General features: G+C 60.3%; 21 protein-coding genes and 1 tRNA gene. 6 read left to right on the top strand and 16 right to left on the bottom strand.

The genetic code is table 11. The annotated features are described in order from the left end of the window. Window positions 1-24: 24 nt before the first annotated feature. The gene (locus Q0G18_RS01185) at window positions 25-372 is read right to left on the bottom strand and encodes an oxidoreductase (RefSeq protein ID WP_297148746.1); all 348 of its coding nucleotides are present in this window, start codon (window positions 370-372) and stop codon (window positions 25-27) included. 655 nt (window positions 373-1027) lie between these two features. After that, a complete protein-coding gene (locus tag Q0G18_RS01190) occupies window positions 1028-2323 on the bottom strand; it encodes an amidohydrolase (protein WP_297148748.1) in 1296 nt (431 codons plus the stop codon). 194 nt (window positions 2324-2517) lie between these two features. Between Q0G18_RS01190 and Q0G18_RS01195 the strand changes: the two genes are divergently transcribed. The 3 genes from Q0G18_RS01195 (at window position 2518) to Q0G18_RS01205 (ending at window position 6558) form a co-directional block, all read left to right on the top strand. Beyond that, on the top strand, window positions 2518-3807 hold the full coding sequence (locus Q0G18_RS01195; RefSeq protein ID WP_297148750.1) for an AAA family ATPase: 1290 nt from the start codon (window positions 2518-2520) through the stop codon (window positions 3805-3807). Between the two features lie 222 nt (window positions 3808-4029). After that, entirely contained in the window at window positions 4030-5268 is a 1239-nt protein-coding gene (locus tag Q0G18_RS01200) for an ATP-binding protein (RefSeq protein WP_297148753.1), read from the top strand. A 639-nt stretch (window positions 5269-5907) separates the two neighbouring features. Next, window positions 5908-6558, top strand: coding sequence for a helix-turn-helix transcriptional regulator (locus tag Q0G18_RS01205; RefSeq protein ID WP_297148782.1), 651 nt, complete (start codon window positions 5908-5910; stop codon window positions 6556-6558). Between the two features lie 185 nt (window positions 6559-6743). Here the strand turns inward: Q0G18_RS01205 and Q0G18_RS01210 are convergent, their stop codons facing one another. Beyond that, window positions 6744-7058 (bottom strand): molybdopterin-binding protein, encoded by a 315-nt coding sequence (locus tag Q0G18_RS01210; protein ID WP_297148755.1) that lies wholly within the window; start codon window positions 7056-7058, stop codon window positions 6744-6746. 196 nt (window positions 7059-7254) lie between these two features. Between Q0G18_RS01210 and Q0G18_RS01215 the strand changes: the two genes are divergently transcribed. Together Q0G18_RS01215 and Q0G18_RS01220 are read left to right on the top strand one after the other, a co-directional pair. Next, window positions 7255-8370: a 5-methyltetrahydropteroyltriglutamate--homocysteine S-methyltransferase gene (locus Q0G18_RS01215; RefSeq protein WP_297148758.1), complete on the top strand. Its 1116-nt coding sequence runs from the start codon at window positions 7255-7257 to the stop codon at window positions 8368-8370. Window positions 8371-8516: 146 nt separating this feature from the next. Further along, window positions 8517-9425, top strand: coding sequence for a LysR family transcriptional regulator (locus Q0G18_RS01220; protein ID WP_297148760.1), 909 nt, complete (start codon window positions 8517-8519; stop codon window positions 9423-9425). Between the two features lie 239 nt (window positions 9426-9664). Here Q0G18_RS01220 and Q0G18_RS01225 read toward each other — a convergent pair. The 13 genes from Q0G18_RS01225 to tatA all read right to left on the bottom strand — a co-directional run bounded on the left by Q0G18_RS01225 (window position 9665) and on the right by tatA (window position 23281). Next, window positions 9665-9740 (bottom strand) — tRNA-Ala (locus tag Q0G18_RS01225). A gap of 16 nt (window positions 9741-9756) precedes the next feature. Further along, a complete protein-coding gene (locus tag Q0G18_RS01230) occupies window positions 9757-10098 on the bottom strand; it encodes a hypothetical protein (RefSeq protein ID WP_297148763.1) in 342 nt (113 codons plus the stop codon). Window positions 10099-10266: 168 nt separating this feature from the next. Beyond that, on the bottom strand, window positions 10267-11130 hold the full coding sequence (locus tag Q0G18_RS01235) for an Mrp/NBP35 family ATP-binding protein (protein ID WP_297148765.1): 864 nt from the start codon (window positions 11128-11130) through the stop codon (window positions 10267-10269). A gap of 155 nt (window positions 11131-11285) precedes the next feature. After that, window positions 11286-11591: a CDP-alcohol phosphatidyltransferase gene (locus tag Q0G18_RS01240; RefSeq protein ID WP_276998991.1), complete on the bottom strand. Its 306-nt coding sequence runs from the start codon at window positions 11589-11591 to the stop codon at window positions 11286-11288. A 282-nt stretch (window positions 11592-11873) separates the two neighbouring features. Continuing rightward, complete coding sequence (locus tag Q0G18_RS01245) at window positions 11874-13280, bottom strand: peptidase U32 family protein (protein WP_297148767.1); 1407 nt, start codon at window positions 13278-13280, stop codon at window positions 11874-11876. Window positions 13281-13336: 56 nt separating this feature from the next. After that, the gene (gene cysS / locus Q0G18_RS01250) at window positions 13337-14854 is read right to left on the bottom strand and encodes a cysteine--tRNA ligase (RefSeq protein WP_297148769.1); all 1518 of its coding nucleotides are present in this window, start codon (window positions 14852-14854) and stop codon (window positions 13337-13339) included. Between the two features lie 54 nt (window positions 14855-14908). Then, entirely contained in the window at window positions 14909-15637 is a 729-nt protein-coding gene (gene cysE / locus Q0G18_RS01255; protein WP_366768858.1) for a serine O-acetyltransferase, read from the bottom strand. 36 nt (window positions 15638-15673) lie between these two features. Further along, on the bottom strand, window positions 15674-16168 hold the full coding sequence (gene ispF / locus Q0G18_RS01260; RefSeq protein WP_296062595.1) for a 2-C-methyl-D-erythritol 2,4-cyclodiphosphate synthase: 495 nt from the start codon (window positions 16166-16168) through the stop codon (window positions 15674-15676). A 3-nt stretch (window positions 16169-16171) separates the two neighbouring features. Further along, complete coding sequence (gene ispD / locus Q0G18_RS01265) at window positions 16172-17014, bottom strand: 2-C-methyl-D-erythritol 4-phosphate cytidylyltransferase (RefSeq protein WP_158050347.1); 843 nt, start codon at window positions 17012-17014, stop codon at window positions 16172-16174. A 576-nt stretch (window positions 17015-17590) separates the two neighbouring features. Beyond that, window positions 17591-20173, bottom strand: a complete 2583-nt coding sequence (locus Q0G18_RS01270; protein ID WP_297148772.1) for an ATP-dependent Clp protease ATP-binding subunit — start codon at window positions 20171-20173, stop codon at window positions 17591-17593. Between the two features lie 245 nt (window positions 20174-20418). After that, on the bottom strand, window positions 20419-22392 hold the full coding sequence (gene lysS, locus Q0G18_RS01275; RefSeq protein WP_297148775.1) for a lysine--tRNA ligase: 1974 nt from the start codon (window positions 22390-22392) through the stop codon (window positions 20419-20421). 7 nt (window positions 22393-22399) lie between these two features. Then, window positions 22400-22870: a transcription elongation factor GreA gene (gene greA, locus Q0G18_RS01280; RefSeq protein ID WP_276997304.1), complete on the bottom strand. Its 471-nt coding sequence runs from the start codon at window positions 22868-22870 to the stop codon at window positions 22400-22402. 147 nt (window positions 22871-23017) lie between these two features. Beyond that, window positions 23018-23281 (bottom strand): twin-arginine translocase TatA/TatE family subunit, encoded by a 264-nt coding sequence (tatA, locus tag Q0G18_RS01285; protein ID WP_158050355.1) that lies wholly within the window; start codon window positions 23279-23281, stop codon window positions 23018-23020. A gap of 340 nt (window positions 23282-23621) precedes the next feature. Here tatA and Q0G18_RS01290 point away from each other — a divergent pair. Then, window positions 23622-24673 (top strand): hypothetical protein (locus tag Q0G18_RS01290; RefSeq protein WP_297148778.1); only part of this gene is annotated, 1052 nt, incomplete at its 3' end.

The raw sequence follows: 24673 nt of genomic DNA on the forward strand, positions 1-24673 counted from the left end.
TTCGATTCCCCCCGTTCGATCCGTTTACCGCTTGCGCAAGATGAAAAGGGACATCTTCTGCTTTGCTTTCACCAAATCGGCGAGCTCATCCGCTTCGCCGCACGAGATGATGCTATACGAGCAGTGCCGCACGCATGCGGCCTGACCGCCGCTTTTCACACGCCCGGCACACGCGTCGCACCAATCGGTGGGAATCGGCACGAAGTCGTATTGCCACGAGCCGTCTTCAGTGCGCCAAGGGCCGAGCTTCATAACCTTGATGCCCATTTTGTCGGGGCCGACACCGCGTTCGGTCATGCAGGCGACTTCGCAGTCCAGGCACCCCAGGCAGTATTCGTAATCGACGAGCATGGCGGGAGCCGAATTACTCATGCATATCACCGCGCTTCATTCGGGAGCTGAACCCCGCAGACGAACCGGGGGCGGGAGGTTGCGGTGCACCGCATGCAGGGCAGATGGATGCAAACATGTCGGGCAGCTTTTCGTGGCACACCAGGCATCGACCTTGCCTTTCGATGCACTTCCCACAGTGAATGCACGGACAGCACATATTTCCCCTCTTCTCCTCGTCGATTTCAGTTTATCATTGAGTTTATGCGCATTCTTCTGTACAGCGCAATTTACATCGGCAGCTCAACGATGGGCCGTTGGCATGTCGAATACGTAAAGCAACTTGCCGAGGGAAAACCCAAAGTCCATAGGCATTGTAAGATATCCAGAAAGTTCGTAGGGATGAACCATTATGCTCCCGACGAAATACATAATAAAACGGACTGCCTATAATCAGGGATGGTCGCGAGAATCCAGCCGTGGAGGAAGTAAGGCCTTCTAAACTTGCAGATCCTAATTGGCCGCCTAAAAAAGCCTGCGGACCCTAGCACCTGCAGGCTTTGATATTCTGACTCGTCAATTGTTGCGTTGCGATCCGCTTTTTCGATCTTGTTTTTTGACGAACCTGGATTCCGAAAACAACAGGAGCGCCCTTCTCGCGATGAGAGGGGCGCTCCTGCCTTGCAAGCCGTCTGCCTTAGAGCTCGGAGATGATGCGCTTCGTGCGCGCGGAGACCTCGGCCTTCACCTGCTCGAGGTCGATACCCGGGCAAACGCCGTCGCGATAGACCACCTCGCCGTCGCACATGGTGAGCACGACATCGGAGCCATGGCCCGAAAACACGACGTTGACCTCGGGGTTTGTCATGGGGCACCACGCGGCGCCGGTCGTGTCGAGCACCGTGAGGTCGGCCTTCATGCCCACCTTCACAAGCCCGCAATCCTCGCGCCCCTGCGCGAGCGCTCCCCCGCGCGTGGCGGCGGCGATGACCTGCTTGGGAGAGATGATCGCGGGGTTAAGCTCGTGCCCCTTGTAAATCGTGCCCATGAGGTACATGTCCTGGAACAGATCGTGGTTGTTGTTCGAGGCCATGCCGTCGGTGCCGAGCGCCACGTTCACGCCCGCATCAAGAAGCTTCTGCACGGGCGCGAACCCGCTTGCGAGCTTCATGTTGGAGGCAGGGTTCAAGGCAACGGTCGCGCCGCGCTTGGCGAGGATCTCGATGTCCTTGTCGTCGACCCACACGCAGTGCGCCGCGATCACCGGCACGTCGAACACGCCGATGCTCTCGAAGTACTGCACGGGCGTGAGGCCGTCGTGGCGGCCCTTGCATTCCTCGTGCTCGCTTTTCGTCTCGGAGATGTGGATATGGATGGGAAGGCCCGCCGCTTTCGCCACTTTCCCGATATCGGTGCAGGTGATGGGGTTTGACGTGTACTCGGCATGGATGTTGTAGTCCACGCGGATGCGCCCGTCCTGCGCGCCATGGTACTGCTTGACGATGCGCTCCATCTTCTCGCACATGGGGTATTCCGCAAACGGCTTCGGCTCGAAGTAGAGCACGCTCTCGCAGACGTTCATCTTCATATGGGCCTCGCCCACCGCCTGCACGCGCTCGTCGGTGGCGTAGTACATGTCCGACGCGCTGACCGAGCCGTAGCGCGCCATCTCGGCGAGGGCGAGCTTGGTCGCCCAGTAGTTGTCCTCGGGGGTCATCTTGCCCTCGAAGGGCCACACGAGGTTGTTGAGCCACTCCTGCAGGGGCACGTTTTCCGCATAGCCGCGCAGAAGCGTCATCGGCAGGTGCGCGTGGGCGTTGTAGAGCGCCGGCATGAGCAGGCGGCCGCGGCCGTCATAGGTCTCGCCGTAGTCGGCGGCGTTCTCGGGGGCGGCGTCGCCGATGTAGTCGATCGTGCCGTCTTTGACGCCCACCCACTGATGGGCCTGGTAGTCGAGATTCTCGTCGAGGATATCGATGTCGGTGAAAAGCAAGGGGATGCTCCTCTCTGTTCGCTTTCAATGGTATCCATTATAGGACTGCATCTAGTAATGCGCGAGCCTCGATGTCTTTCTCGGGAAGTCACGAGGTAGCACTTCATAAAATATTTTAACGCAGATAAGTAATCGAAAACCAATTACTCTGCGTTAAAATATTGTCGAACGGTACTCTATAAGAAAGGTCGTTTATGCGTCGCAAGGCAGACAGGCTCCTTAAGGAATGGCGAGATAAGGCTGATAGAAAGCCCCTGTTAGTCAAAGGCGTACGACAATGTGGCAAGACCTATCTGCTCAGAACATATGCGCAGACCCTTTTCGAGTCGGTCGTCTACATCAATCTCGAGAACGATCGGCCGGCGCGGGCGGACTTCTCGGGCGGTCTCGACCCTCACTCGATTGTACGCGCGATTGAGGCGCGAACGGGGCAGCGCATCGTGCCCGGCAAAACCTTGCTGTTCATCGATGAGGTCCAGGCATGCGAGGAAGCGCTCACTTCCCTTAAGTACTTTTGCGAAGATGCCCCCGAGTATTACGTCGCGGCCGCCGGGTCGCTCCTTGGGGTCGCCATTAATCATCAGTCGTATTCCTTCCCCGTTGGAAAGACTGATTTAATCGAAATGGCTCCGCTTGATTTCGAAGAGTTTCTTTGGGCGATGGGGTGCGAGCAACTGGCCGACGAGATACGCTCGTCATTTGAATCAATGGAGCCTCTTGCTCCGAGTCTTCACGACAAAGCACTTGGGCTCTATCGACAGTATCTTGTTGTTGGCGGGATGCCCGAGGCTGTTCAAACCTACGTTAAGGTTCAGTCAGTCATCGATGTCGCCGAAAAGCACCGGATTATTCTTGATGGGTATTCTGCTGACACCAATAAATATGCTGATGAGCGCTTGAGCTCGAAAACGCGCGCGTGCTTTGATTCCATTCCGCAGCAGCTTGCCAAAGAGAACCGTAAATTCCAATACAAGGTGGTACGAGCGGGTGGCAACGCGTCCCTTTTTGGGGACGCTCTCGATTGGCTGGTGCTGTCGGGCACTGTGGCGCGCTGCAGCCTCGTCGGGCAAATTGAAAGTCCTCTAGAAGCATTCGTTCATCCCTCGTCTTTTAAAATCTATCAGGCGGATACCGGACTGCTCGTCTCCAAAGCCGGTGCTCAGCGAGCTGATATTCTCGCCGGCATCGGCGGCACATTCATGGGCGCGCTTACCGAAAACTATGTGGCTCAGCAGCTTTCGGCCATTGGCTATCCGCTGCATTATTGGGCTCGAGACAATCGTGCGGAAATCGACTTTGTCGTGGAGAGACAGGGATGCGTGTCCGCGATTGAGGTCAAAGCGGGTGAGAACACGCGATCTCGAAGCCTGTCCTCACTTAAAAAGAGCCATCCGGGCGTGCGCCTTGTCCGGCTTTCAACCAAGCCCTTCGGAATGAACGATGGTCTCAGGTCTATTCCGCTCTATGCGGCTTTTTGCCTATAGAGCGCCATCCTGCGGTAACGCATGAGGCGTGGAACACTTTTCCGCAAGAGGAGTTCGATTTTTGTCGGGAAGGCTTCGGCCGAAAACTTGGTGCAACCGGAACGACAAGACCGCAGAATTGAAGCATCGAATAGAAGTAAGTTAACGGTGTACTTTTTAGCAGATTATGAAAAAATACCCCCATAACTGATAAGATGGAACCCTTCGAGAAAGGATTTCATCTTGCGTATATACCAACGTGAAAAGTATCTGAAGCGCATACGCGGCTTCTACCACGATGATGGGATGATCAAGGTAATTACCGGTGTTCGCAGATGCGGCAAGTCCTGCCTCATGCAATCGATCGCGGACGAGCTTGCGGAATCCGGCGTCCCGAAAGACTGCATCATCTATATCGACCTCGACTCGCGGTCGAACAGGAAGGTCAAGACGGCCGATGATCTCGAGAAGCTGATCGACGCGTCGACCCTCGCAGGTGTTGAGGGAACGAAGTATCTCTTTATCGACGAGATCCAAAACGTCGAGGAGTTCGAGCTGCTTATCAACGGTTACCGGACGGACGGCGGCTGGTCCATCTTCATTACTGGCTCGAACTCATATCTACTTTCCGGGCAGCTCGTCACCAAGCTGACGGGCCGCTATCTCGAGTTCGAGGTGTTCCCGCTCGACTTCGCGGAATATATCGATATGAAGCGCTTTCTCGGCAAGCCCGTCAACGACGTCCTCGTGGGAGAATTTGCCGAGTACCTGGCTCTCGGCGGATTCCCCAAGGCGCTGGAGTACGAAGGCGAGGACGAAAAGCGCGCCTACATCAAAAGCGTTATTCAGGAGATCTTTGAAAAGGACGTCAAGCGTTCGAACAAGATCAAGAACGTCTCGGTCTTCGATGCCGTCCAGACGTATCTCATCAACAACTTCGGCGCGCCGACGAGCCTGAAGAACCTCCTTGCGCACTTCAATGATGTCGAGAAGATTCCCATCAAGCGAGAAACGCTCAATCGCTACATCCAGATTCTTGTTGACGCGAAGATCCTCTACCGCTGCTCGAGGTTCGACCTCAAGTCTCGGCGGTCGCTTACCCGCGAGGAGAAGTACTACCTGGCCGATCCAGGCTTCTATTTCGCCATGAACACGGATGCGAGGATCAACTACGGGCCGGCGCTGGAGAACGTGCTCTACCTCTATCTCGCGTCGCGCGGGTACGAGCTTTCCGTGGGGCGCATCGGGAAGCTCGAGTGCGACTTCATCGCTCGCAGGCGCAACGCCTACGCCTACATCCAGGTCTCGATGTCGATTGTCGACAGGGGCGTCGAGGAGCGCGAGTACAGGCCGTTTGGATACATCAGGGACGGGTATCCCCGTTATCTCTTCACGCTGGACCCCCTGCTCCAGGAAAGGGATGGGGTTAAGCATCTGAACATGGCTTCGTTCATGAAAGACGGCGGCGATTTACTCGAATAGCAATCGCATTCTTTTGGCGAAACGGGTCGTGAGTATCAAATCCACCGCGAGCGGCCCTGACAAAATTGCTTCACAGAACCTGAAAGCCGTCCCGTGATACATAAATTTCAAGAAGCTCCGAAAACACAGCGTCGCTATCGGCATTGATAAGGATGGAGCGGTCCTTTATCTGCGCCGGCGCGTGGGCTTCGCCGTAATTGATGCAGGCGTAAGTAGCCCGGGGGTTGGCAAAGTAGCGCTCGAAGCACTCGCCGCTATAGACGAACTCCGCCGAAGTCGACAAGCCCGAACGTGCTGTTCAGATCCCTTCGCACCGATGGGCTCAGATGCACTGCGAGGAAGAACTCCCCGCTTGCCGCGCTCGATGAGGTCGGATTAGACGAAGTCATGGGGCATCCGCAGGTTGTTTGCCTGCCCGCAAGCATTCGCCGACAAAGTTCCTCGCGAGCTCGCCGCCTCCGCCCTCTTCGGACCCATTGCGCCTGCAGGTCGACAACCATCTGCCGCGGGTTGCAATCAACCCGATAGGTGGTTGCGAGAACAACCCCGCGTCATCGCCCAAGCAGATGCCAATCGCGGTCGCCACTTTATCCTGGTAGTGCTATTATCTCGAGTTAAAACTAACTGCAGAGGAGGATTATATTCGACGACGACGCGCTCACCGCTGAAGAGGTTGCGGAAATGCTCCGCGTCTCGAAGAACTCCGTGTACCGCCTTGCGCAATCGGGCGAGCTCGCATCGTACCGCGTGGGAAGAAAACTGCGCTTTACCTTGTGCGACGTCGAGGCGTACACGCGCGCGGGCATGCCCGTCGTGGTGATTCGCCTTCTCAAGCGCAAGCAGGGGTTCGTCGTCCAGGCGGGCAACCCCAAAAAGCTCACCACCTGGGGAGGCCTCCTGCGCGAAGGCGTGCGGCTCGTCAATCGAGAGCGCGGATGCGGCACGCGAGTGCTGCTCGACGAGAAGCTGCTCTCCCTCGAGGCGCGCCCCGAGATGGTCGAGGGCTACGACTTGGAATGCGCAACCGGGCTCGAAGCAGCCACGCTCGTCTCGAAGGGATGCGCCGACGTGGCGATCGGCGTCGAGCGTTTGGCGAAGGAGCTGCCTGGCCTCGCCTTCGTTCCCCTGCAAACCGAATGGCTCGACATCGCCGTCGAGAAGAGCCAGCGCACCGCACCGCTTGTGCGGGAGATTCGCAAGGTTGCGGAAAGCGAGTCCTTCCGCGGCGCGATCGACGCAATCGAGGGCTACGAGGCGGCGAACACGGGAGCCATCGTCTACGAGAGCTAGACGCGCGACGAGCGCAGGCGGCGGGACGCGAGAGGGAAACACGCAAGTCGCGGGGCACGGCGCCCATAAGCCGCGAAAGCCCCAGCTGAGCAGGCGAAAAGGCCCCTAACAGCAAAAGAGCCCCAACCCACCAGGGCTTGAGGCTCTCGAGTCACCTCACGCAATGCGCGCGGGCGGAAGAATCGCTAGTCAACGGCGACCATGACGTCGGTGGCCTTGATGATGGCGACAGCCTTGCCGCCTTCCTTCAGGCCGAGCGCCTCGATGGACTCGTTGGTGATGGAACCGGAGATGCGCGCGCCCTCTTCGTCCTCGATGGTCACATGGCCGTTCACGGCGCCTTCCTGGACCTTCACAACCGTGCCCTCGATCTGGTTGCGGGCGGAGATGCCCGAAAGGAAAGTCCAGCACGAAGACGAGGACAAACGAGCGAACGTAGCCCCACCCGCCTTGCCGACCGACTCATCCCGTGCCAGGCCAAGCCCCGGTTTCCGTCGCATATTTCTTCGATGTCCGCATTTGTCGATAGGTTTTTCCTATAGCAATTGCATCAATTCATGTATTTCCCGATTTCCGAGCGCGTGACTATACTTCACACCGACATAAACGCAGCGATAGCCAAAACATCAGGTGCCGAATGAAAGAGGCACCGAGACGAGCCCGAGCAAACATCCAACCGAAAGGCAGACAATGACAATGAACTATGGACCGAATCGATACGACGTCGTCGGAAGCTTCCTTCGCCCCGCGAAGCTGAAGCAGGCGCGCGAAGACTTCAGCGCGGGCGCGATCGACGCCGAAGCGCTGAAGGCTATCGAGGACGAGTGCATCACCGACCTCATTGCGAAGGAGAAGAAGGCCGGCCTGCGCTTCATCACCGACGGCGAGTTCCGCCGCGCGACCTGGCATCTTGACTTCATGTGGGCATTCGAGGGCATCGGACACTCCGCGACCGAGGACGGCCTGCCGTTTCACGACGAGGCTGCCAAGATCGACGACACCTACCTGACGGGGAAGGTCTCACTCGCGGGCGAGCACCCGTTCGTCGAGCACTTCCGCTTCGTCCAGTCCTTCGAGGACGAGAGCACCACAGCGAAGCTGACGATCCCCGCGCCTGCGCAGTTCATCGAGCAGTTCATCATGCCCATGAACCGCAAGGCGACCGACGCCGCGTACGAAAGCGACGCGCTTCTCGAAGACGATATCGTCGCCGCCTACCTGGCGTTCATCGAGCAGGTTCACGCCGCGGGCTGCCGCAATCTGCAGTTCGACGACTGCTCGTGGGGATGCCTCGTCGACCCGAAGGCGGAACTGTTCTTCGGCACCGACCAGGCGGGGCTTGCGCGCATCAAGGAAACGCTGCTGCGCGTGAACAACCGCGTGCTCGACGCCGCGCCCGCCGACCTGTGCATCAACACGCATGTCTGCCGCGGCAACTTCCACAGCACGTGGGCCTGCGAGGGCGGCTACGACGACGTCGCCGATGCGCTGCTCGCAAACGAGCACGTGAACGCGTTCTTCCTCGAGTTCGACGACGAGCGCTCCGGCAGCTTCGCGCCGCTTGCAAGCGTGCCCGCAGGCAAGAAGGTCGTGCTCGGGCTTGTCACCACGAAGCACGCCGAACTCGAGGACAAGCAGGCCATTATCGCGCGCATCCATGAGGCGGCGCAGTACGTACCGCTCGAGAATCTTTGTCTCTCCCCGCAGTGCGGCTTCGCAAGCTGCGAGATCGGCAACAAGCTCACCGAGGAGCAGCAGTGGGCGAAGGTGGCGCTCGTGCGCGAGATCGCCGAAGAAGTGTGGGGCGACTAGTCGCAAGCGCGCCGCCACACGCCGCACGCGACCCCAAAGGGGAGGGCGACAAGCTCTCCCCTTTTGCATTCTTTGCGCGAAACGCCTGCAAGAGCGTCATTTTCCCCTATCCTTGAACCCCGATGACCCGCAGGCGAGGAGCGCCCATGAAACTGCAGCAGCTGAAATACGTCGTGAAAGTCGCCGAGATGGGCAACATCACCGAGGCGTCGAGGCGCCTGTTCGTGTCGCAGCCTTCCATCACCGCCGCGATCCGCGACCTGGAGCACGAGATGGGCGTCGTCATCTTCGAACGCACGAACAAGGGCGTCGTGGTGACGTCGGAGGGTGAGACGTTTCTGGGATATGCCCGGCAAGTGCTCGAGCAGGCCGACCTTCTGGAGGAGAAATACAAGGGCGAGACGCAGCAAGTCCCCCACTTCGCCGTCTCCTGTCAGCACTATTCGTTCGCCGTTAACGCGTTTGTCGACGTCATACGCGAGTTCAACGCCTTCCGCTACGATTTCACCCTGCGCGAGGAGCAAACGCACGAGATCATCGAGGATGTCTCGCGCATGAAAAGTGAACTGGGAATCATCTATCTCTCCAAGCGAAACCACGAGGTCATCGAAAAGATGCTGCGCAGCCAGGACCTCGTGTTCGAGCCCCTGTTCACCGCCGAGCCGCACGTGTTCATCTCGAGCGCGCATCCGCTTGCGGGGCGCGAGTCGGTAACGCTCGACGACCTCGACGACTTCCCCTACCTTTCCTACGAGCAGGGAGATTTCAACTCGTTCTACTTCAGCGAGGAGCTGCTCAGCACGCTCGACCGCCGCAAGAACATCCGCGTGCGCGACCGCGCGACGCTGTTCAACCTGGCAGTGGGGCTGAATGGGTACACTGTGTGCAGCGGGATCATATCGCACGAGCTCAATGGCGAGAACATCATCTCGGTTCCGCTAGACGTGGACGAGACCATGACCATCGGGATTATCACCCGCAGAAACACCACGCCAACGCGCTACGGGAAAGCCTACAGGGAGGCAATCAAACGCCACATCCCACAAAGTTCGTAAATGCGACGAGTGGGAAAGCAGGATCGCAGCGCGACAGGAACAAACAAGCAGGAAAGCAATGGAGAAAACCAGGTTGCCCTCGCAATGTGCATCCTGGACACAACCCGCTACCCCCGTTTTGCGAATGTGGCACAAAAACCGAGGTATCCCGAGAGGAAGGCCCTCGAGCGGGATTCAGACCCTTCAATCTGAACATAAAAAAAATCGCTGGCCGATTGTTCGACCAGCGATTGAATTCATGGTGGAGAATAGGGGGTTCGAACCCCTGACCTCATGGCTGCCAGCCATGCGCTCTCCCAGCTGAGCTAATTCCCCGTAAAAGGTGCATCGACTATATTAACAGAACGGCGATTTCGGTCAAGCACTTTTTTGAAAAAGTTTTCAGCGAGCTTGCAAAAGCCGCACGCAGCGCAGCGCACGACGCATAACGCACGACGAACGACGCCCGGTGCGTGACACCCGACGCGCACAGCCCGATGCGCGACGAACGACGCCGCCCGATGCACGACACTGCGGGAAACGAGCTTGGCATCCCGGCAGGCACGCCTACTCGGATGCCCATGTACAAGATTGACGATAAGTTGTGAAGGAATGGTGATGCCGCCTGTTTTTCCTCGTTGTCTGTACCGAAAATGTCGCACTCAAGATGAAACCAGGTCACGTTATTCCCCAAATTCACTTCTTTTGAGGAGTCCTGCATAGTTCCTGCACAACTTATCGTCGTTTTCGTACAGGGGACCTCGCCAGCTTCCCCTACCCCAAAACAAAAGCGCCGCCCGCATCATGCGAGACGGCGCTTGGTGAATCGGATGTCGCTTAGGCATTTACCCTCGGGCGCGTGCTATTCGGCCTTCTCCTCGGCCTCTTCGCGCTTTGCAGCCTCCACATGGGCGATGATGTCGTCGAGCGCACCGGCAACGTCGTATTCCTCGACCTTGCCCTCGTCGCAGAGCGCTGCGAACTTCGGGTCGATCGGCAGCGTTGCCACCGCAGGAATGCCATACTTCTCGGCAACGGCGGCACCCTGGGGCTCGCCGAAGATGTGATGTTCCTTGCCGCACTCGTCGCACTTGAAGTACGCCATGTTTTCGACCAAGCCCACAACGGGGACATCCAGGTCGTGCGCCAGGTTGACCGCCTTGCCGACGATCATGGCAACAAGCTCCTGAGGTGCGGAAACCGTGACGATGCCATCAACGGGCAGCATCTGGAACACCGTGAGGAACACATCCGACGTTCCCGGAGGCATGTCAATCAGCATGTAGTCGACGTCGCCCCAGTTGGTCTCGTCCCAGAACTGCTTGATGATGCCGGAGACGACCGGGCCGCGCCATGCGACGGGCATATCGCCCTTCGGAAGCATGAGGTTCACGGACATGACCTTGATGCCGCTGTCGGTGAGCGCCGGGTAGATGCCCGTCTCGTCAGCATGCAGCTTGTCGGTCACGCCGAACGTCTTCGGGATGGAAGGGCCGGTGACGTCAGCGTCCAAGATGCCGACGTTGAAACCCTTCTTGCGCAGCTCGCTTGCGAGCAGGCTCGTCACGAGGGACTTGCCGACGCCGCCCTTGCCGGACACAACGCCGATCACGTGATTCACGTTGCTCGCCGCGTTGGTCGTGTACTTGGAAGGTGCCGTGCGCTCGCCGCAGCCCTCAACGCCGCAGCTGCCGCACGAATGCGAGCACTCTTGTTCTTCTGCCATAAGGCTTCTCTCTTTCTCGTCGTCTAAGCCAAAGGCCGCTCCCCCTGGCGCGACCACCGTTACGAGTCACATGGTATCACAACAGTAGCAATTAAAGAGGCGGCCGAAGCCGCCTTAAGGTATTGCTATTTGATTGTCGAAGTGGCCCTCGCCTTTTACTCGTCTTCGGGCTTTTCCGATGCGTAGAATGTCGCGTCGTCGAACACTTCCTTCAGGCTCTTGCCATCGACGAAGGGAATGTCGAGGAACTCGCCGACCGTCGGCACAAGCTCGCTGCAATCGACATAGTGGCCCTTCTCGTTTTTCTGGGAGGTGTCCTGCGCGCGCCAGTACCGATCGTTCACATCGGTGAGGTAATAGCTCGCTCCGTTGACGTCCATGTACACCGAATGCTTGGCGCGCAGGTACATGGGCATATCCTCAAAGGATATTTCGAGAGCATCGACCGCCTTGGTTCCCATAAGCGACCCCTTTCATCGGGTTTACCTTGGGAACATGATATCAAGAAGCGCGCGGAGTTTTAAGGGCGGGGCGAAGAATTAGCGAGCACCAGGCGCTTTTTCGAAATCCCACGTGAAAGTGGCTATATCACGCCCCCGGGCGTAGCTATCAGGGAGGGGAAAATGAGTCGGGAGTGGGAGAAGCGGCGCGACGGGAATCGCCTCAGGGGCTTGGCTCGTGTGTCCCGAAATGGGAACGTGACGCCCTCGAAAGCTCGCGCCGATCGCGGGCGTCACACTGCCTTACGCGCCCGAGCGTGCCGAGCGCCGGAAGCGGCGCACGCGCAGGAAGTCCCCCGCAGCAGGAAGGGCGAGACCGGTGATGCCTGCACCCGCGCGAGCCGCGGGAACAGCATCGGCACCAGCTGCAGCGGCATCGCTCGCCCCGGCGTCGGCTGCAACGTTGGTACCCGCCTCGAGAGCAACGCCAGCCTCGGCGTCGGTCTCGGTCCCAGTCGCGGCAACTGCACCTTCCCCTGCCCCAAACGCGAAGCGATAGATACCGCACGAGCGGTTCGCCACGGGCACGGGCACCGGCGCAGGGTCGGGATCGCTTTCCGTGGGATCGGGCAGCCATGTGAGATTGCGCACGACAACACGGGTAATCGGCACCCGCGGGCTGAGAACCTCGAGTTCCTCCCCTTCCGCAAAGCGATTGCGGCAGCGCGCAACGATGGTGCGGTCCCCGGGGTCGGCAGCGACGACGTCGGCTACGTGCATCGCCTGCTGCTCATAGCCATCGTAGTTAGGAGCCTGCTCAGCCTCGCCAAAGAAGAACCCCGTCCCATACGGGCGATGCGACACCGCCTCCAGCTCAGGGGCGAAATCGGCGATCGGCGCACCGTCAAGCACCTGACGATATGCGTTCACGACGCTGGCCACGTAAAACGCCTTCTTGTTGCGCCCTTCGATCTTGATGGAGTCCACGCCCGCCGCCCGCAGCGCGTCAAGGTGTGCGAGCATATTCATGTCCTTCGCGTTCATGATGAACGTGCCGCGGTCGTCTTCTTCGATGGGAAAATGCTCGCCCGGACGCTTCTCCTCCTCGAGCGTGTAGCTCCAGCGGCAGGGCTGCGTGCAGTGCCCGCGGTTGCCCGAGCGGCCGGTGAGATAGGAGCTGATGAGACAGCGCCCCGAGACCGCCATGCACATGGCACCGTGCGCGAACGCCTCGATTTCCATGTCTGCCGGCATGTCCTCGCGCATGCGGGCGATATCGTCAAGCGACATCTCCCGCGCGCACACCACGCGGCTCGCGCCCAAGCTATGCCACACGCGCGCCGCTTCGGAGTTGGCGACGGATGCCTGGGTTGACACGTGGAGCGCCACGCGCGGGGCCACGCGACGGGCGATGGCGGCCGCCCCCAAATCGCCAATGATAAAGGCGTCGACCCCCGCCGCATCGAGTGCGCGGAAGTAGTCGGGAAGCGCGGCCAGGTCGCTTTGCTCCATGAGGATGTTCGCAGTGACGTGCACCTTCACGCCCGCAGCGTGAGCGATTTCCACTGCGGCGGGGATGTCCTCAAGCGCGAAGTTCGCCGCGCGGGCGCGCATGCCGAAGCGATCAGAGGCCAGGTACACCGCGTCCGCGCCGAAGCGCACGGCAGCGCGCAGCTGTTCGATACCCCCTGCAGGCGCAAGGAGCTCCATGTTGCGTTGGGTATTCAGATGATCACGCTCTTCCGCTCGTCTGAGGCGCGCCTGCGCTACGCCATTTCCACCTGAGGGCCTTGCGGCGTGTCCTTGATCGTGAGGCCGAGCGCTGCCATGCCATCGCGCACCGCATCGGCGCGGGCCCAATCCTTCGAAGCGCGCGCCTCGGCACGAAGGGCCACGAGCGCCTCAACGGCCTCGGTCGCGTTGCCGCCCGCGTACCCGGCGAGCTCGGCGGCAAGGTCGACGACCTCGACGGGATAGGTGTCGCCCTCGGCAGTAGCCGCCGCGACGTCGATGCCGAACACGCCCATGAGCTCGGCGATCGAGTCGCGCGCGGCGATGAGCGCCGGCACATCGGCAGCGGTGGGCTCCTTGCCCGCGATCGCGCTGTTCACGTCGCCGACCAGGGTAAACACCGCGCCCAGTGCGGCGGGGGCGTTGAAGTCGTCGTCCATCGCGTCGACGAAGGCCGCACGCGCCGTCTGCGTTGCCCCCTCGATTGCCGCAGCGTCGAGCGAACACGCGCCCTCGGCCGTCGCGGACGCGAGCAGCCACTCGAGGTTCTTCACCGTGTTCTCGATGCGCGTGAGCGCCGCGTCGGCCTCGGCCAAGCGGGCGTCGCCGAACACGAGCGGGCTGCGGTAGTGCGTCTGCAGCATGAGCATGCGCAGCGTCTCGGGACGCACGATGTCGAGCGCCTCATGCAGAAGCAGAAAGTTGTTGAGCGATTTCGACATCTTCTCGATCTCGCCGGTCTTCTCGTTGGCGATCTGCAGCATGCCGGAGTGCATCCAGTGGCGCGCGAACGTGCAGCCGCACGCGGCCTCGCTTTGCGCGCGCTCGTTCTCGTGATGAGGAAACACCAGGTCAGCGCCGCCGCCGTGGATGTCGAAAGGAAGCCCCAAGTACTTGCGCGACATGGCCGAGCACTCGATGTGCCAGCCCGGACGCCCCTTGCCCCAGGGGGAATCCCACGAAGGCTCGCCAGGCTTGGCCGCCTTCCACAGGGCGAAGTCGAGCGGGTCGCGTTTGCGCGCCTCAAGGCCCTGGCCGTCGGCGCGAAGCTCGCGATGGCCCGATTCCATCTCGTCGATGTTGCGGCCGGAAAGCTCGCCGTAAGCGGGGTACGAGCGCACGCTGAAGTACACGTCGCCTTCGACCTCGTAGGCATGCCCACCGTCGACGAGCTCCTGCACGAGCGCGATCATATCGGGAATCTCACCCGTGGCGCGCGGGCGCACGTCGGGGTCGAGCACGCCAGCCGCGTGCATGTCGTCGATGAACGCCTGGGTGTACTCAGCGGCCACTTCTGCCGCACTTTTACCCTCTTCACCTGCACGTTTAATGATCTTGTCGTCGACGTCGGTGACATTTTGCACAAACGTCACGTCGAAGCCGCGCCAAATGAGATAGCGGCGGATCACGTCGAAGCTGATGAACGTGCGCGCGTTGCCGATGTGGATGCGGTTGTACACGGTCGGGCCGCAGACGTACATGCTGATCTTGCCGGGCTCCTTCGGCTGGAACTCGACTTTTTGGCGCAGCTTGGTGTCGTAGATCTTAATCATAAGGTTCCTGATACTTTCTTGTGATAGCTGGGAAAGCGCTCGTTTGGCGGGCGCCTAGTCCTCTTCCAAATCCTCCGGGCTTACAGGCTCAACATCGGCGAGCGCCTTCTTGAACTGCGGACAGACCTCGTCGCGCAACGCGGCGATCTGCGCCTCCAGGTAGTCGATGCGCGCGCAGTTGGAGCGATGCTGCTCTTCCACGATATCGGGGAGGTTCTCCATGCGCTTCGCGGTGGCAGACTGCTCGCTGGTGACTCGCTTGCCATCGCGCTTGACGATGCGCCCGGGGATGCCGACGACCGTGCAGTTGGGCGGCACGTCCTTCACCGCCACCGCGCCGCCGCCGATCTTGGAGTTATCGCCGACGGTGATGTTGCCAAGCACCGCCGCGCCCACGCCCACGATGACGTTGTTGCCGAGAGTCGGATGGCGCTTGCCGGTCTCGTTGCCGGTACCGCCGAGCGTGACGCCCTGGTAGAGCGTGCAATCATCGCCGATGATGGTGGTCTCGCCGATGATGACGCCCATGGCATGGTCGATGAAGAACCGGCGGCCGATCTGGGCGCCCGGGTGAATTTCCACACCAGTCATGAAGCGCGTGAACTGCGACGATATGCGCGCGAGGCTCTTTAGGCCATGATTCCACAGCCAGTGTTCCACCACATGCGACCAGCGCGCGTGGAGGCCTGGGTAGGTGAGCCAGATGACGAACGAGCTTTGCGCAGCAGGATCTCGTTCCTTAACGGCACGGACATCTTCGGCGATCGTCTTGAAAATATTCATAGCAAACCCCTCTGTTCAAGTAGGATTATAGCAAACTCAATCCGTACATCGAACGAGAAGAGCCACCGCCGTAGCCGAAATGCCCTCTTCGCGGCCTTCGAAGCCCAAATGCTCAGTCGTGGTCGCCTTCACGCCCACGTTTTCAGGGGAGATGCCCATCGCGCGCGCCAGGTTCTCGCGCATCTGATCGCGATAGGGGGAAAGCTTCGGCGCCTGGGCCGCAATGACGCTGTCAACGTCGAGGATCTCGTAGCCGCGATCGCGCACGAAACCGGCCACGGCGGCGAGCAGCTTCATGGAGTCGGCGCCTTCGTAGGCTGGGTCGGTGTCGGGGAACAGCTTGCCGATGTCCCCTCCGCGAACGCCACCCAAAAGCGCGTCGGCCACCGCATGCGCGAGCACGTCGGCGTCGGAGTGCCCGAGAAGGCCCCGCGTATGGGGAATATCCACGCCGCCCATGATGAGCTTGCGCCCTTCCGTGAGCTGGTGGACATCGTAACCCTGGCCGATCCGGAGGTTCCTGGGATCCATCGGCTATTCCTCCGGCTGCTTCAGATAGAGCGCGCGCACGGCAGCAGCGAGCATCATATAATCCTCGGGCACCGTGAGCTTGATGTTGTTGCGCTTGCCTTCCACCACGAGGACCTTGCCGCCGAGGCGCTCGATAAGCGAGGAGTCGTCAGTGCCCACGAAGCCATCGGAAAGCGCGCTCGCGTGCGCGCGGCGATAGATTCCCGTGCGGAAGACCTGCGGCGTTTGCGCATCCCAGAACACGCGGCGGTCGGGCGTGCCCATGATGACGCCGTCTTCCACAATCTTGAGCGTATCAACCGCGGGGTGCCCCACGATGACGCCGTCGCAATCGATGTTGCCCTTGCAGGTGTTGATGGTGTGCAAGATGAGCTCGGGGGAAACGAGCGGGCGCGCGCCGTCGTGCAAAACGACGTAGTCGTACTCGTCGGTGACGTACTCGAGGCCGGAGAACGCCGACTCCTGACGCGAGGGGCCCGAGGGCGCGACCACGATGGGCGTGACGAACGGGAACGGGTTGATCGCGCGGTTGAGGTATTCCTCCTGGCGGTCCTCGGGGCATACGATGACGATGAGCCCCACGTCGCCCACGGCGTCAAAGGCCTCTGCCGACCAGGTGAGAATAGGCTTCCCAGCGATTTCGACGAGCTGCTTGCCGCCTTCGCGACCGAAACGCTCGCCCGAACCGCCCGCCAGAATGATGGCAGCCGTCTTCGGCTTGGGGTCGACAACACCCTGCAGGCCGCACACCGTTTTCGTGAGCGCATCGAAGTCGAGGTCATCGAACATCGCGTCCGGCACATCGAGCACGGAGGGCGTGTATATAGGGTCGATCGTTTTCGGCATGAGAGTCCTTCCCTTGTTCGTCGGGCCGCGGGGGTGCGAGTGCGCCCGAGACCCGACGCATCGTTTGCGTGCTATTTTACGGCAAGCAGCGAGCGAGCGGAGGCATTCCGCATAACAAGTTGAAAGAGGCTGCGGGCTGCGTGCGGGGCGCGAGGCGTGAGGCTGCTGGGGGCGCGGGTGGGAAACGGGCAAGAAGCAAGTCCATCGACCGCTTCAGAACCCTCAGCGGGAGCACACAGGCCAGTTCGTGGTCACTTGAGCGAATTGTGCGACGTTTTGGCGGTCGCTGAGCACGCAGAGACGCGGCCTAAGCCAGAACGCCCTGCAAAATGCCTGGTCACGATTTTCACCCTAAATCGCAACCCGAAAAAAACAGCGCACAACTCGTCCAGTTGACCACCTACGAGGGGGTTTGCTCCATGCAGCCCCTGAAAAGGATTGCCTGCCCATCTTTTCCGCCTCCTGTCATTCACGTCACAAGCCCAAAAGTCTCTCGGAACGAAAAAAGGCGGGCACCTGAGATAGGTGCCCGCCTGATAGGTTTGCCGTGTGCTCGCGACGCAGCGCTCGCTCGCGTTAGTCTGCGGCGCCGCCCGATGCCGTGCCGCCGCCTGAGCCCGCGCTCGGTAAGCCCGCGTGGCCCAAGTCGTAGTTCGTGAGCAGAAGCTCGGCATCGCGCGCGATGCTGTCGCGCTTGCGCGGCGCGGGAACGACGCCCGACCCCTGCTTGAATTCGAGGTTCTCACCGGACTCGTCCACGTCCACGTCCACGATAGAGCCGCTCTGCCACTTGCCTTCCAGAATCTGCTCGGAAAGTGGATCCTCCAAAAGACGCTGTATTGCACGGCGCAGGGGACGCGCGCCAAACGTCGTGTCGGTGCCCTCCTTCGCGATGAGCTTCGTCGCCGCGGGCGTCAGGTTGATCGACATGTTCTGCGCAATCATGCGCTCACGCAAATCGGCCACCATGAGGTCGACGATCTGGGCGATCTGCTCGTCGGTGAGCGACTTGAACACGATGATCTCGTCGATGCGGTTCAAGAACTCGGGCCTGAACAGCTTCTTCATCTCAGCCATCACGCGGCTCTTGATCTCCTTATCGGAAAGCCCCGCATGGTCGCTACCAGAGAAACCAAGCGGCGTCGTCTGCGCGATCTCGCGTGCGCCGACGTTCGACGTCATGATGATGACCGTGTTGCGGAAGTCGACTGTGCGCCCCTGCGCGTCGGTCAGGCGACCTTCTTCGAGGATCTGCAGCAGGATGTTGAAAACATCGGGATGCGCCTTCTCGATCTCATCGAAGAGCACGACCGAGTACGGCTTCTGGCGCACCGCCTTCGTGAGCTGGCCGCCCTCGTCGAAGCCGACATAGCCCGGGGGCGATCCCACCAGGCGGCTCACGCTGTGCTTCTCCATGTACTCGGACATATCGAAGCTCAACAGCGCGTCCTCGGAGTTGAACAGGAACTCGGCGAGCGCCTTGGAAAGCTCGGTCTTGCCCACGCCCGAGGGGCCCAAGAAGATGAAGCTGCCTGCCGGGCGCTTCGGGTCCTTCAAGCCCGCGCGGCTGCGACGTATTGCCTTCGAAAGCGCCGTCACGGCCTCGTCCTGGCCGATGACGCGCTCATGCAGCACACCCTCCATGCGCAGAAGCTTCTCGGTTTCGGCCTCGGTCAAGTTGGACACCGGCACGCCTGTGGTCATGGAAACCACGTCGGCGATATCCTTCACCGTGACCTGGGAGACCTGCTTGGAGGTGTCTTCCTCCCACTTCTTCTCGGCCTGCTCGCGCTCGGCTTTAAGCTTGCTCTCCTTGTCGCGCAACTCGGCTGCGGTCTCGAAATCCTGCGCACCGATGGCCTTGTCCTTCTTGGAGCGAACCTCGCGCAGCTGGTCGTCCAAATCGCGCAGCTCCTTGGGCAGCGTCATGTTGCGAATGCGCATGCGCGCGCCCGCCTCGTCGATAACGTCGATCGCCTTGTCGGGCAGGAAACGATCCTGAATATAGCGATCGGACATCTCCACCGCGGCCTGAAGCGCCTCGTCGGTGAAATGCACCTGATGGTGCGCCTCGTAGCGATCGCGCAAGCCGCCCAGAATGCGGATGGCCTGCTCCTCGTTGGGCTCGCCGACGGTGATGGGCTGGAAGCGACGCTCGAGCGCGGAATCCTTTTCGAGATGCTTACGGTACTCGTCGATGGTCGTTGCGCCGATGACCTGGATCTCGCCGCGCGACAGCGGCGGCTTCAGGATGGCCGCAGCGTCGATGGAGCCCTCGGCCGAGCCCGCGCCGATGAGCGTGTGCATCTCGTCGATGAACAGGATGATGTCGCCCGCGTCCTGCACCTCTTTGATGCACTTCTTCAGGCGATCCTCGAACTCGCCGCGATACTTGCTGCCCGCCACGAGCGCGGACACGTCAAGCGTGAACAGGCGCTTGTTACGCAGCAGGTCGGGCACCTGGTTCGCGACAATGAGCTGCGCGAGCCCTTCCACGACGGCGGTCTTGCCCACACCCGGCTCGCCGATGAGCAGCGGGTTGTTCTTCTGGCGGCGCGAGAGCACCTGCATGACGCGCTCAATCTCGCCCGCACGGCCGATGACCGGGTCGAGCTTGCCGTCGGATGCCTTCTTGGTAAGGTCGGTGCCGAACTCCTTGAGCATGCTGTCGGGAGACGCCCCCATCGCGTCGAATGCGCTGCGGCCGGCATAGACGGGGCTTTGCCCCACCAGGTCGTTCAAGGCGCCGCGGATGTCGTCGCCCTTCACGCCCAAGCGGCCGAGCACGTCGAGCGCCGTACCCTCGCCCTCGCGCACGATGCCCAAAAGCAGATGCTCAGTCGAGATGTAGGACTGCCCCATCTGCATGGCCTCGCGCAGGGAGTTCTCGAGCACGCGCTTCACGCGCGGGGTGAAGGAGAGGTGGCCAGACACATCGGCGCTCTCATCGATTGTGACGACTTGACGGATGGCCTGCACCACCGCGTCGTATTTGATATCCAAACGCTCAAGCGCCTGGGCGGCGAGGCCCTCCTTTTCCTGAATCAGCCCGAGCAGGATATGCTCGGTGCCCACATAGGGCTGGTGAAGGCTGCGGGCCTCGTCCTGCGCCAGCACGAGCACCTTGCGCGCCTTGTCGGTGAACTTGTCGAATGACATGTATCCTCGTTTCTCACAAGGTCGTTTGTTTGCGATTCATACTAGCACTCTTGTCAAGTGAGTGCTAATGCAGAGAAAGTCCGTATACATAATACAGAAAGCGTCGCGAAGCAAATCAACAAGACCCAAACAAATCGAAGGCGGTTCGGATTCATCAAGACCGCATGACGGGTCAGCCATGTTACGAAGAAGGCCGCCCGGACAATGCCCAGACGGCCTTTCAAGACTCTGCGATTCGATAACGCTTAGTACAGCTTCGCACCTGCGGGGATGCGATCGCTTACCATAAGGAGGTTCAAGCGCTCCTCGGTGGCGTCGCCTTCGACCTTCTCCTCATGCACGGCGGAAAGGAGCATGCCGCACGAGTCGATACCCATCATCTTGCGCGGCGGCAGGTTCACGATGGCGATGAGCGTCTTACCGACGAGCTCCTCGGGCTCGTAGTACGCGTGAATACCCGACAGGATGACGCGGTCGTTGCCCGTGCCGTCGTCGAGTGTGAACTGCAGCAGCTTCTTGGACTTGGGAACGGCCACGCATTCCTTTACCTTCACGGCGCGGAAGTCGGACTTGCTGAAGGTGTCGAAATCGACCTGCTCCTCGAACAGCGGCTCGATGACCACCTTCGAGAAGTCGATCGGCTCGGGCTCGGATGCCGCCTCGGCAGGCTCCGCCTTCGCAGCGCGCGCCGCCGCGGCAGCTGCTGCCGCCTTTCCGCTCGCGGGGGCTTCGTCCTTCATGTGGGGGAAAAGCAGCACGTCGCGGATGGTGGCGGAGTCGGTGAGCAGCATCGTCAAGCGATCGATGCCCACGCCCACGCCGCCCGCCGGCGGCATGCCGTACTCGAGCGCACGGATGTAGTCGGCGTCGTAGCCCATGGCCTCGTCGTCGCCCATATCCTTCGCCTCGACCTGGGCGCGGAAGCGCTCGGCCTGATCGACCGGGTCGTTCAGCTCGTTGAAGGCGTTCGCGTACTCGTGTCCGCAGATGAACAGCTCGAAGCGCTCGGTGAGCTCGGGGTTATCCGTCTTCTTCTTGGCGAGCGGGGAAATCTCGAGCGGATGATCGCACACGAAGGTGGGCTGCACGAGCTTCTCCTCGGCCACAGCCTCGAAGATCTCGCTGATGAGCTTGCCCTTGCCCCATGCGTCTTCCGCATGCCCGCCGTTTTTCTCTAGGATGGCGACGAGCTCTTCGCGCGTGCGGTCGAAGGACACTTCCTCGCCCGCGTGCTCGCTTGCGAGCTCCATCATGGTTGCGCGGCGCCATTCGCCCGACAGGTCGATCTCGGTGCCCTGGTAGGTGACCTGCAGCGTGCCGCACGCCTCCATAGCGGCGGCCTGGATGAAGCCCTGCGTGAGGTCCATCATGCCGTCGAGGTCGGAGAACGCCTGGTATGCCTCCATCGTGGTGAACTCGGGGTTGTGGTACGGGTCCATGCCCTCGTTGCGGAACTGGCGGCCGATTTCGAAGACCTTCTCGAAACCGCCCACGAGCAGGCGCTTCAGGGGCAGCTCGGTCGCGATGCGCAGAAAGTAGTCGCGGTCGAGCGCGTTGAAGTGCGTGACGAACGGCTTTGCGTTCGCACCGCCCAAGATAGGATGCAGAAACGGCGTCTCGACCTCGTAGAAACCCTGCTGCTCCATGTAGCGGCGGATGGCAGCCACGATCTTGAAACGCTTCTCGAACGTGCTCTTGACCTCGGGGTTCATGACAAGGTCGACGTAGCGCTGACGATAGCGCGTCTCCTTGTCGGCCAGGCCGTGGAATTTCTCCGGCAGCGGGCGCAGCGACTTGGACAGAAGCTCGTAGCCCGTGACGGCGACGGAAAGCTGGCCGCGCTTCGTGCGCATCATGGTGCCGTGCACGCCGATCCAGTCACCCACGTCGAGGTCTTTCATCGCGACGAAGACTTCCTCGCCGAGTGCGTTGATGCGGCAGAACAGCTGGATGTCGCCCGTCGCGTCGCGCAGCTCGAAGAAGGCGATCTTGCCCTGAACGCGCTTGGCCATGATGCGACCCGCCACGTCGACTTCGTCTTCGGTGGAGGCGCCGTCTTCAAGGTCAGCGTACTTCTCATCGAGGTCGGTCAGGTGGTGCGTGTAGTGGAACGCGTGGCCGTAGGGGTTCTCCCCCGCCTCGATAAGCGCCGCGCGCTTCGCCTTGCGAACCTCGATCGGGTCGTCTTCGATTACTTGCTTGGTAGTTTCGTCAGCCATACCTATCCTAGTGTTCGATCTTCAAAATCGTCATCTTGATGACGCGGCCGGTGGGGCCGGTGGTCTCGATCTCGTCGCCCTTCTTGTTGCCGAGAAGCGCCGCGCCCACGGGGGACTCGTTGGAGATCTTGCCGGCGGCCACGTCGGCCTCGGCGCCGCCCACGATGGTGAAGACGCGTTCGCGTCCGCCCATATCAACGGTGACGGTGGAGCCGATGGTCACCTTCGAGGAGCGCTTCGGCGCCTCAACGACGGTCGCCTCGGAGAGGATGCGGCCGATTTCAGCGATGCGGGCTTCCATCATGCCCTGCTCGTTTTTCGCGTCGTCGTACTCGGAGTTCTCGGAGATGTCGCCGAACTCGCGGGCAACCTTGATGCGCTCGCCCACTTCGGCGCGCTTCTCGGTCTCGAGGTAGTGAAGCTCCTCTTCAAGCTTCTGGCGGCCCTCCGGCGTCAGGATGTAGTTGCTGTCTGCCATGGTCAGTCCCTTCAAAAACACGAAGCGGCGCATCGTTCGATGCACCGTTTTCCCCGTTCAATCCCTATTACTTAGGAATAAACATACGAATGCGGCGCACGCTTACACTACCGCGCGCGCCGCAAATCCATCGATGTGGATGGGCTGTTACTCGCTCTTCTTCTTGACCGTCTTCTTCACGGTCTTCTTTGCGGGCGCCTCTTCCTCTTCGACTTCCTCGACTTCTTCTTCGTCTTCAGCCTCTTCGATTTCCTTCTTGTCCTTCTTGCCGGCGCCCATGCCGTCGCGCAGGTTCTTCACGGTCTTGCCGAGAGCGCTGCCGAGCTTCGGGAGATTCTTCGGCCCGAAGATAAGCAGGATGACCGCAAGGATGATGAGCAATTCCGGGGTGCCCATACCAAAGATCTTCATACATTCCTCCAAATACGTTCCTGTATGCGACGAAGTCGCGCATGAATGCAGTGTTCGCGCTGAGCAGAAAGAGTACCACAACTGGGGAAAATCGGCGCAGATGGACAGAATTAACATATGGGAAACGACCTGCGCAAAAGAAAAACGGCAGCCCCCGAAGAGACCACCGTTTCGCATTCGAATTATCATCAGACCCGAATTAGAGTAAGACTTTTGACTTTAGCAGCTAACAGTTTGGCGTCTGGTCTGCTTATTCGCTAAACTGGATAGAGGACTATTTCAATCTTACCCCATCGGTTTCGACTACTGCTATTCGCATTTAAGTATTCGAGGAGACGCTATGCCTGAAGAAGAGCATTTTGATTCGCCTGAACTATCGAAAGAGAATCTGGATGAGTTGATTTTCGAGAAGGCCAAGATTGCGATCGCGACGGGTCGCAATGACTCGATGGCATATTATATCGCCTTTTCAATTCAGCAAAGCCACCCGAAGCACGCCGCAATTTTATTTGAGCAATGCATGAATGCGGGCGATCCGCAGGCCGCAATGCTGCTTGCGGACCTCGTAAAGGGTTCAGACCCCGAGAAAGCAAAAGAGGCCTACTCGCGGGCCATCGAGCTAGGAAATACGCGTCTCGCTCCTTATTATCTTGGTCAAATGCTGAAAATCGATGACCCGCAACGCGCAATCGAGCTATTCAAGATGGCAGCAGACGCCGGCGATGAGCGCGGATCGACCTTTTCGCTTGGAAACCTTTTATGGGATAGAGACCCTCGACAGTCCGCATTGTACTACGAGCGAGCCTTGAAAGCGGGCCATCCCCATGCATTAGAGAGACTTGCGGCTCTTCTTCATTCAAGCGACCCGGAGAAATCGAAGCAATTATTCGAACAATTAGTAGACAAAACTGGAGAAGGCTACGCTTCGTACACTCTCGCTAGCTTGACCGAAACAAGTGATCCCTGCTTTGCCAAATCCCTTTACGAGAGGGCGATCGCTGCAGGAATAGGTCTCCCAGCGATTAATGCCCTTGTCGCCTTGGTGGAGGAGGACGACCCGGAATACGCGAAGTCCCTCTACGAAAGGGCGATAGCCGCCGGTGACGAGCGTTGGGCGACCTTCAACCTCGCCCTCTTGGTGGAGGAGGACGACCCGGAACGAGCCGAACGGCTCTACGAGCAGGCGATTGCCGCGGGCAACAAACGCGACGCCGCGAACAACCTCGCGAACTTGGTGAAGCGGGACGACCCCGAGTACGCGCAATCGCTCTACGAACAAGCGATTGCAGCCGGGGACGAACGCTACGCCACGAACGGCCTCGCCCTCTTGGTGGAGGAGGACGACCCGGAATACGCGAAGTCCCTCTACGAAAGGGCGATAGCCGCCGGTGA

The sequence above is a fragment of the uncultured Ellagibacter sp. genome (assembly GCF_934636505.1).
In the GTDB taxonomy this organism is placed as follows: domain Bacteria; phylum Actinomycetota; class Coriobacteriia; order Coriobacteriales; family Eggerthellaceae; genus Ellagibacter.

What these genes read in the sequence shown, in the direction of transcription:
- Q0G18_RS01215 (WP_297148758.1), top strand. Translation starts at nt 7,255, where the DNA reads ATGAACTATGGACCGAATCGATACGACGTCGTCGGAAGCTTCCTTCGC.
- ispD (WP_158050347.1), bottom strand. Translation starts at nt 17,014, where the DNA reads ATGCCGAAAACGATCGACCCTATATACACGCCCTCCGTGCTCGATGTG.
- Q0G18_RS01210 (WP_297148755.1), bottom strand. Translation starts at nt 7,058, where the DNA reads ATGCGACGGAAACCGGGGCTTGGCCTGGCACGGGATGAGTCGGTCGGC.
- Q0G18_RS01270 (WP_297148772.1), bottom strand. Translation starts at nt 20,173, where the DNA reads ATGTCATTCGACAAGTTCACCGACAAGGCGCGCAAGGTGCTCGTGCTG.
- lysS (WP_297148775.1), bottom strand. Translation starts at nt 22,392, where the DNA reads ATGGCTGACGAAACTACCAAGCAAGTAATCGAAGACGACCCGATCGAG.
- cysS (WP_297148769.1), bottom strand. Translation starts at nt 14,854, where the DNA reads ATGATTAAGATCTACGACACCAAGCTGCGCCAAAAAGTCGAGTTCCAG.
- ispF (WP_296062595.1), bottom strand. Translation starts at nt 16,168, where the DNA reads ATGGATCCCAGGAACCTCCGGATCGGCCAGGGTTACGATGTCCACCAG.
- cysE (WP_366768858.1), bottom strand. Translation starts at nt 15,637, where the DNA reads ATGAATATTTTCAAGACGATCGCCGAAGATGTCCGTGCCGTTAAGGAA.
- Q0G18_RS01245 (WP_297148767.1), bottom strand. Translation starts at nt 13,280, where the DNA reads ATGGAGCTCCTTGCGCCTGCAGGGGGTATCGAACAGCTGCGCGCTGCC.
- Q0G18_RS01240 (WP_276998991.1), bottom strand. Translation starts at nt 11,591, where the DNA reads ATGGGAACCAAGGCGGTCGATGCTCTCGAAATATCCTTTGAGGATATG.
- Q0G18_RS01185 (WP_297148746.1), bottom strand. Translation starts at nt 372, where the DNA reads ATGAGTAATTCGGCTCCCGCCATGCTCGTCGATTACGAATACTGCCTG.
- Q0G18_RS01235 (WP_297148765.1), bottom strand. Translation starts at nt 11,130, where the DNA reads ATGGCAGAAGAACAAGAGTGCTCGCATTCGTGCGGCAGCTGCGGCGTT.
- Q0G18_RS01195 (WP_297148750.1), top strand. Translation starts at nt 2,518, where the DNA reads ATGCGTCGCAAGGCAGACAGGCTCCTTAAGGAATGGCGAGATAAGGCT.
- Q0G18_RS01220 (WP_297148760.1), top strand. Translation starts at nt 8,517, where the DNA reads ATGAAACTGCAGCAGCTGAAATACGTCGTGAAAGTCGCCGAGATGGGC.
- tatA (WP_158050355.1), bottom strand. Translation starts at nt 23,281, where the DNA reads ATGAAGATCTTTGGTATGGGCACCCCGGAATTGCTCATCATCCTTGCG.
- greA (WP_276997304.1), bottom strand. Translation starts at nt 22,870, where the DNA reads ATGGCAGACAGCAACTACATCCTGACGCCGGAGGGCCGCCAGAAGCTT.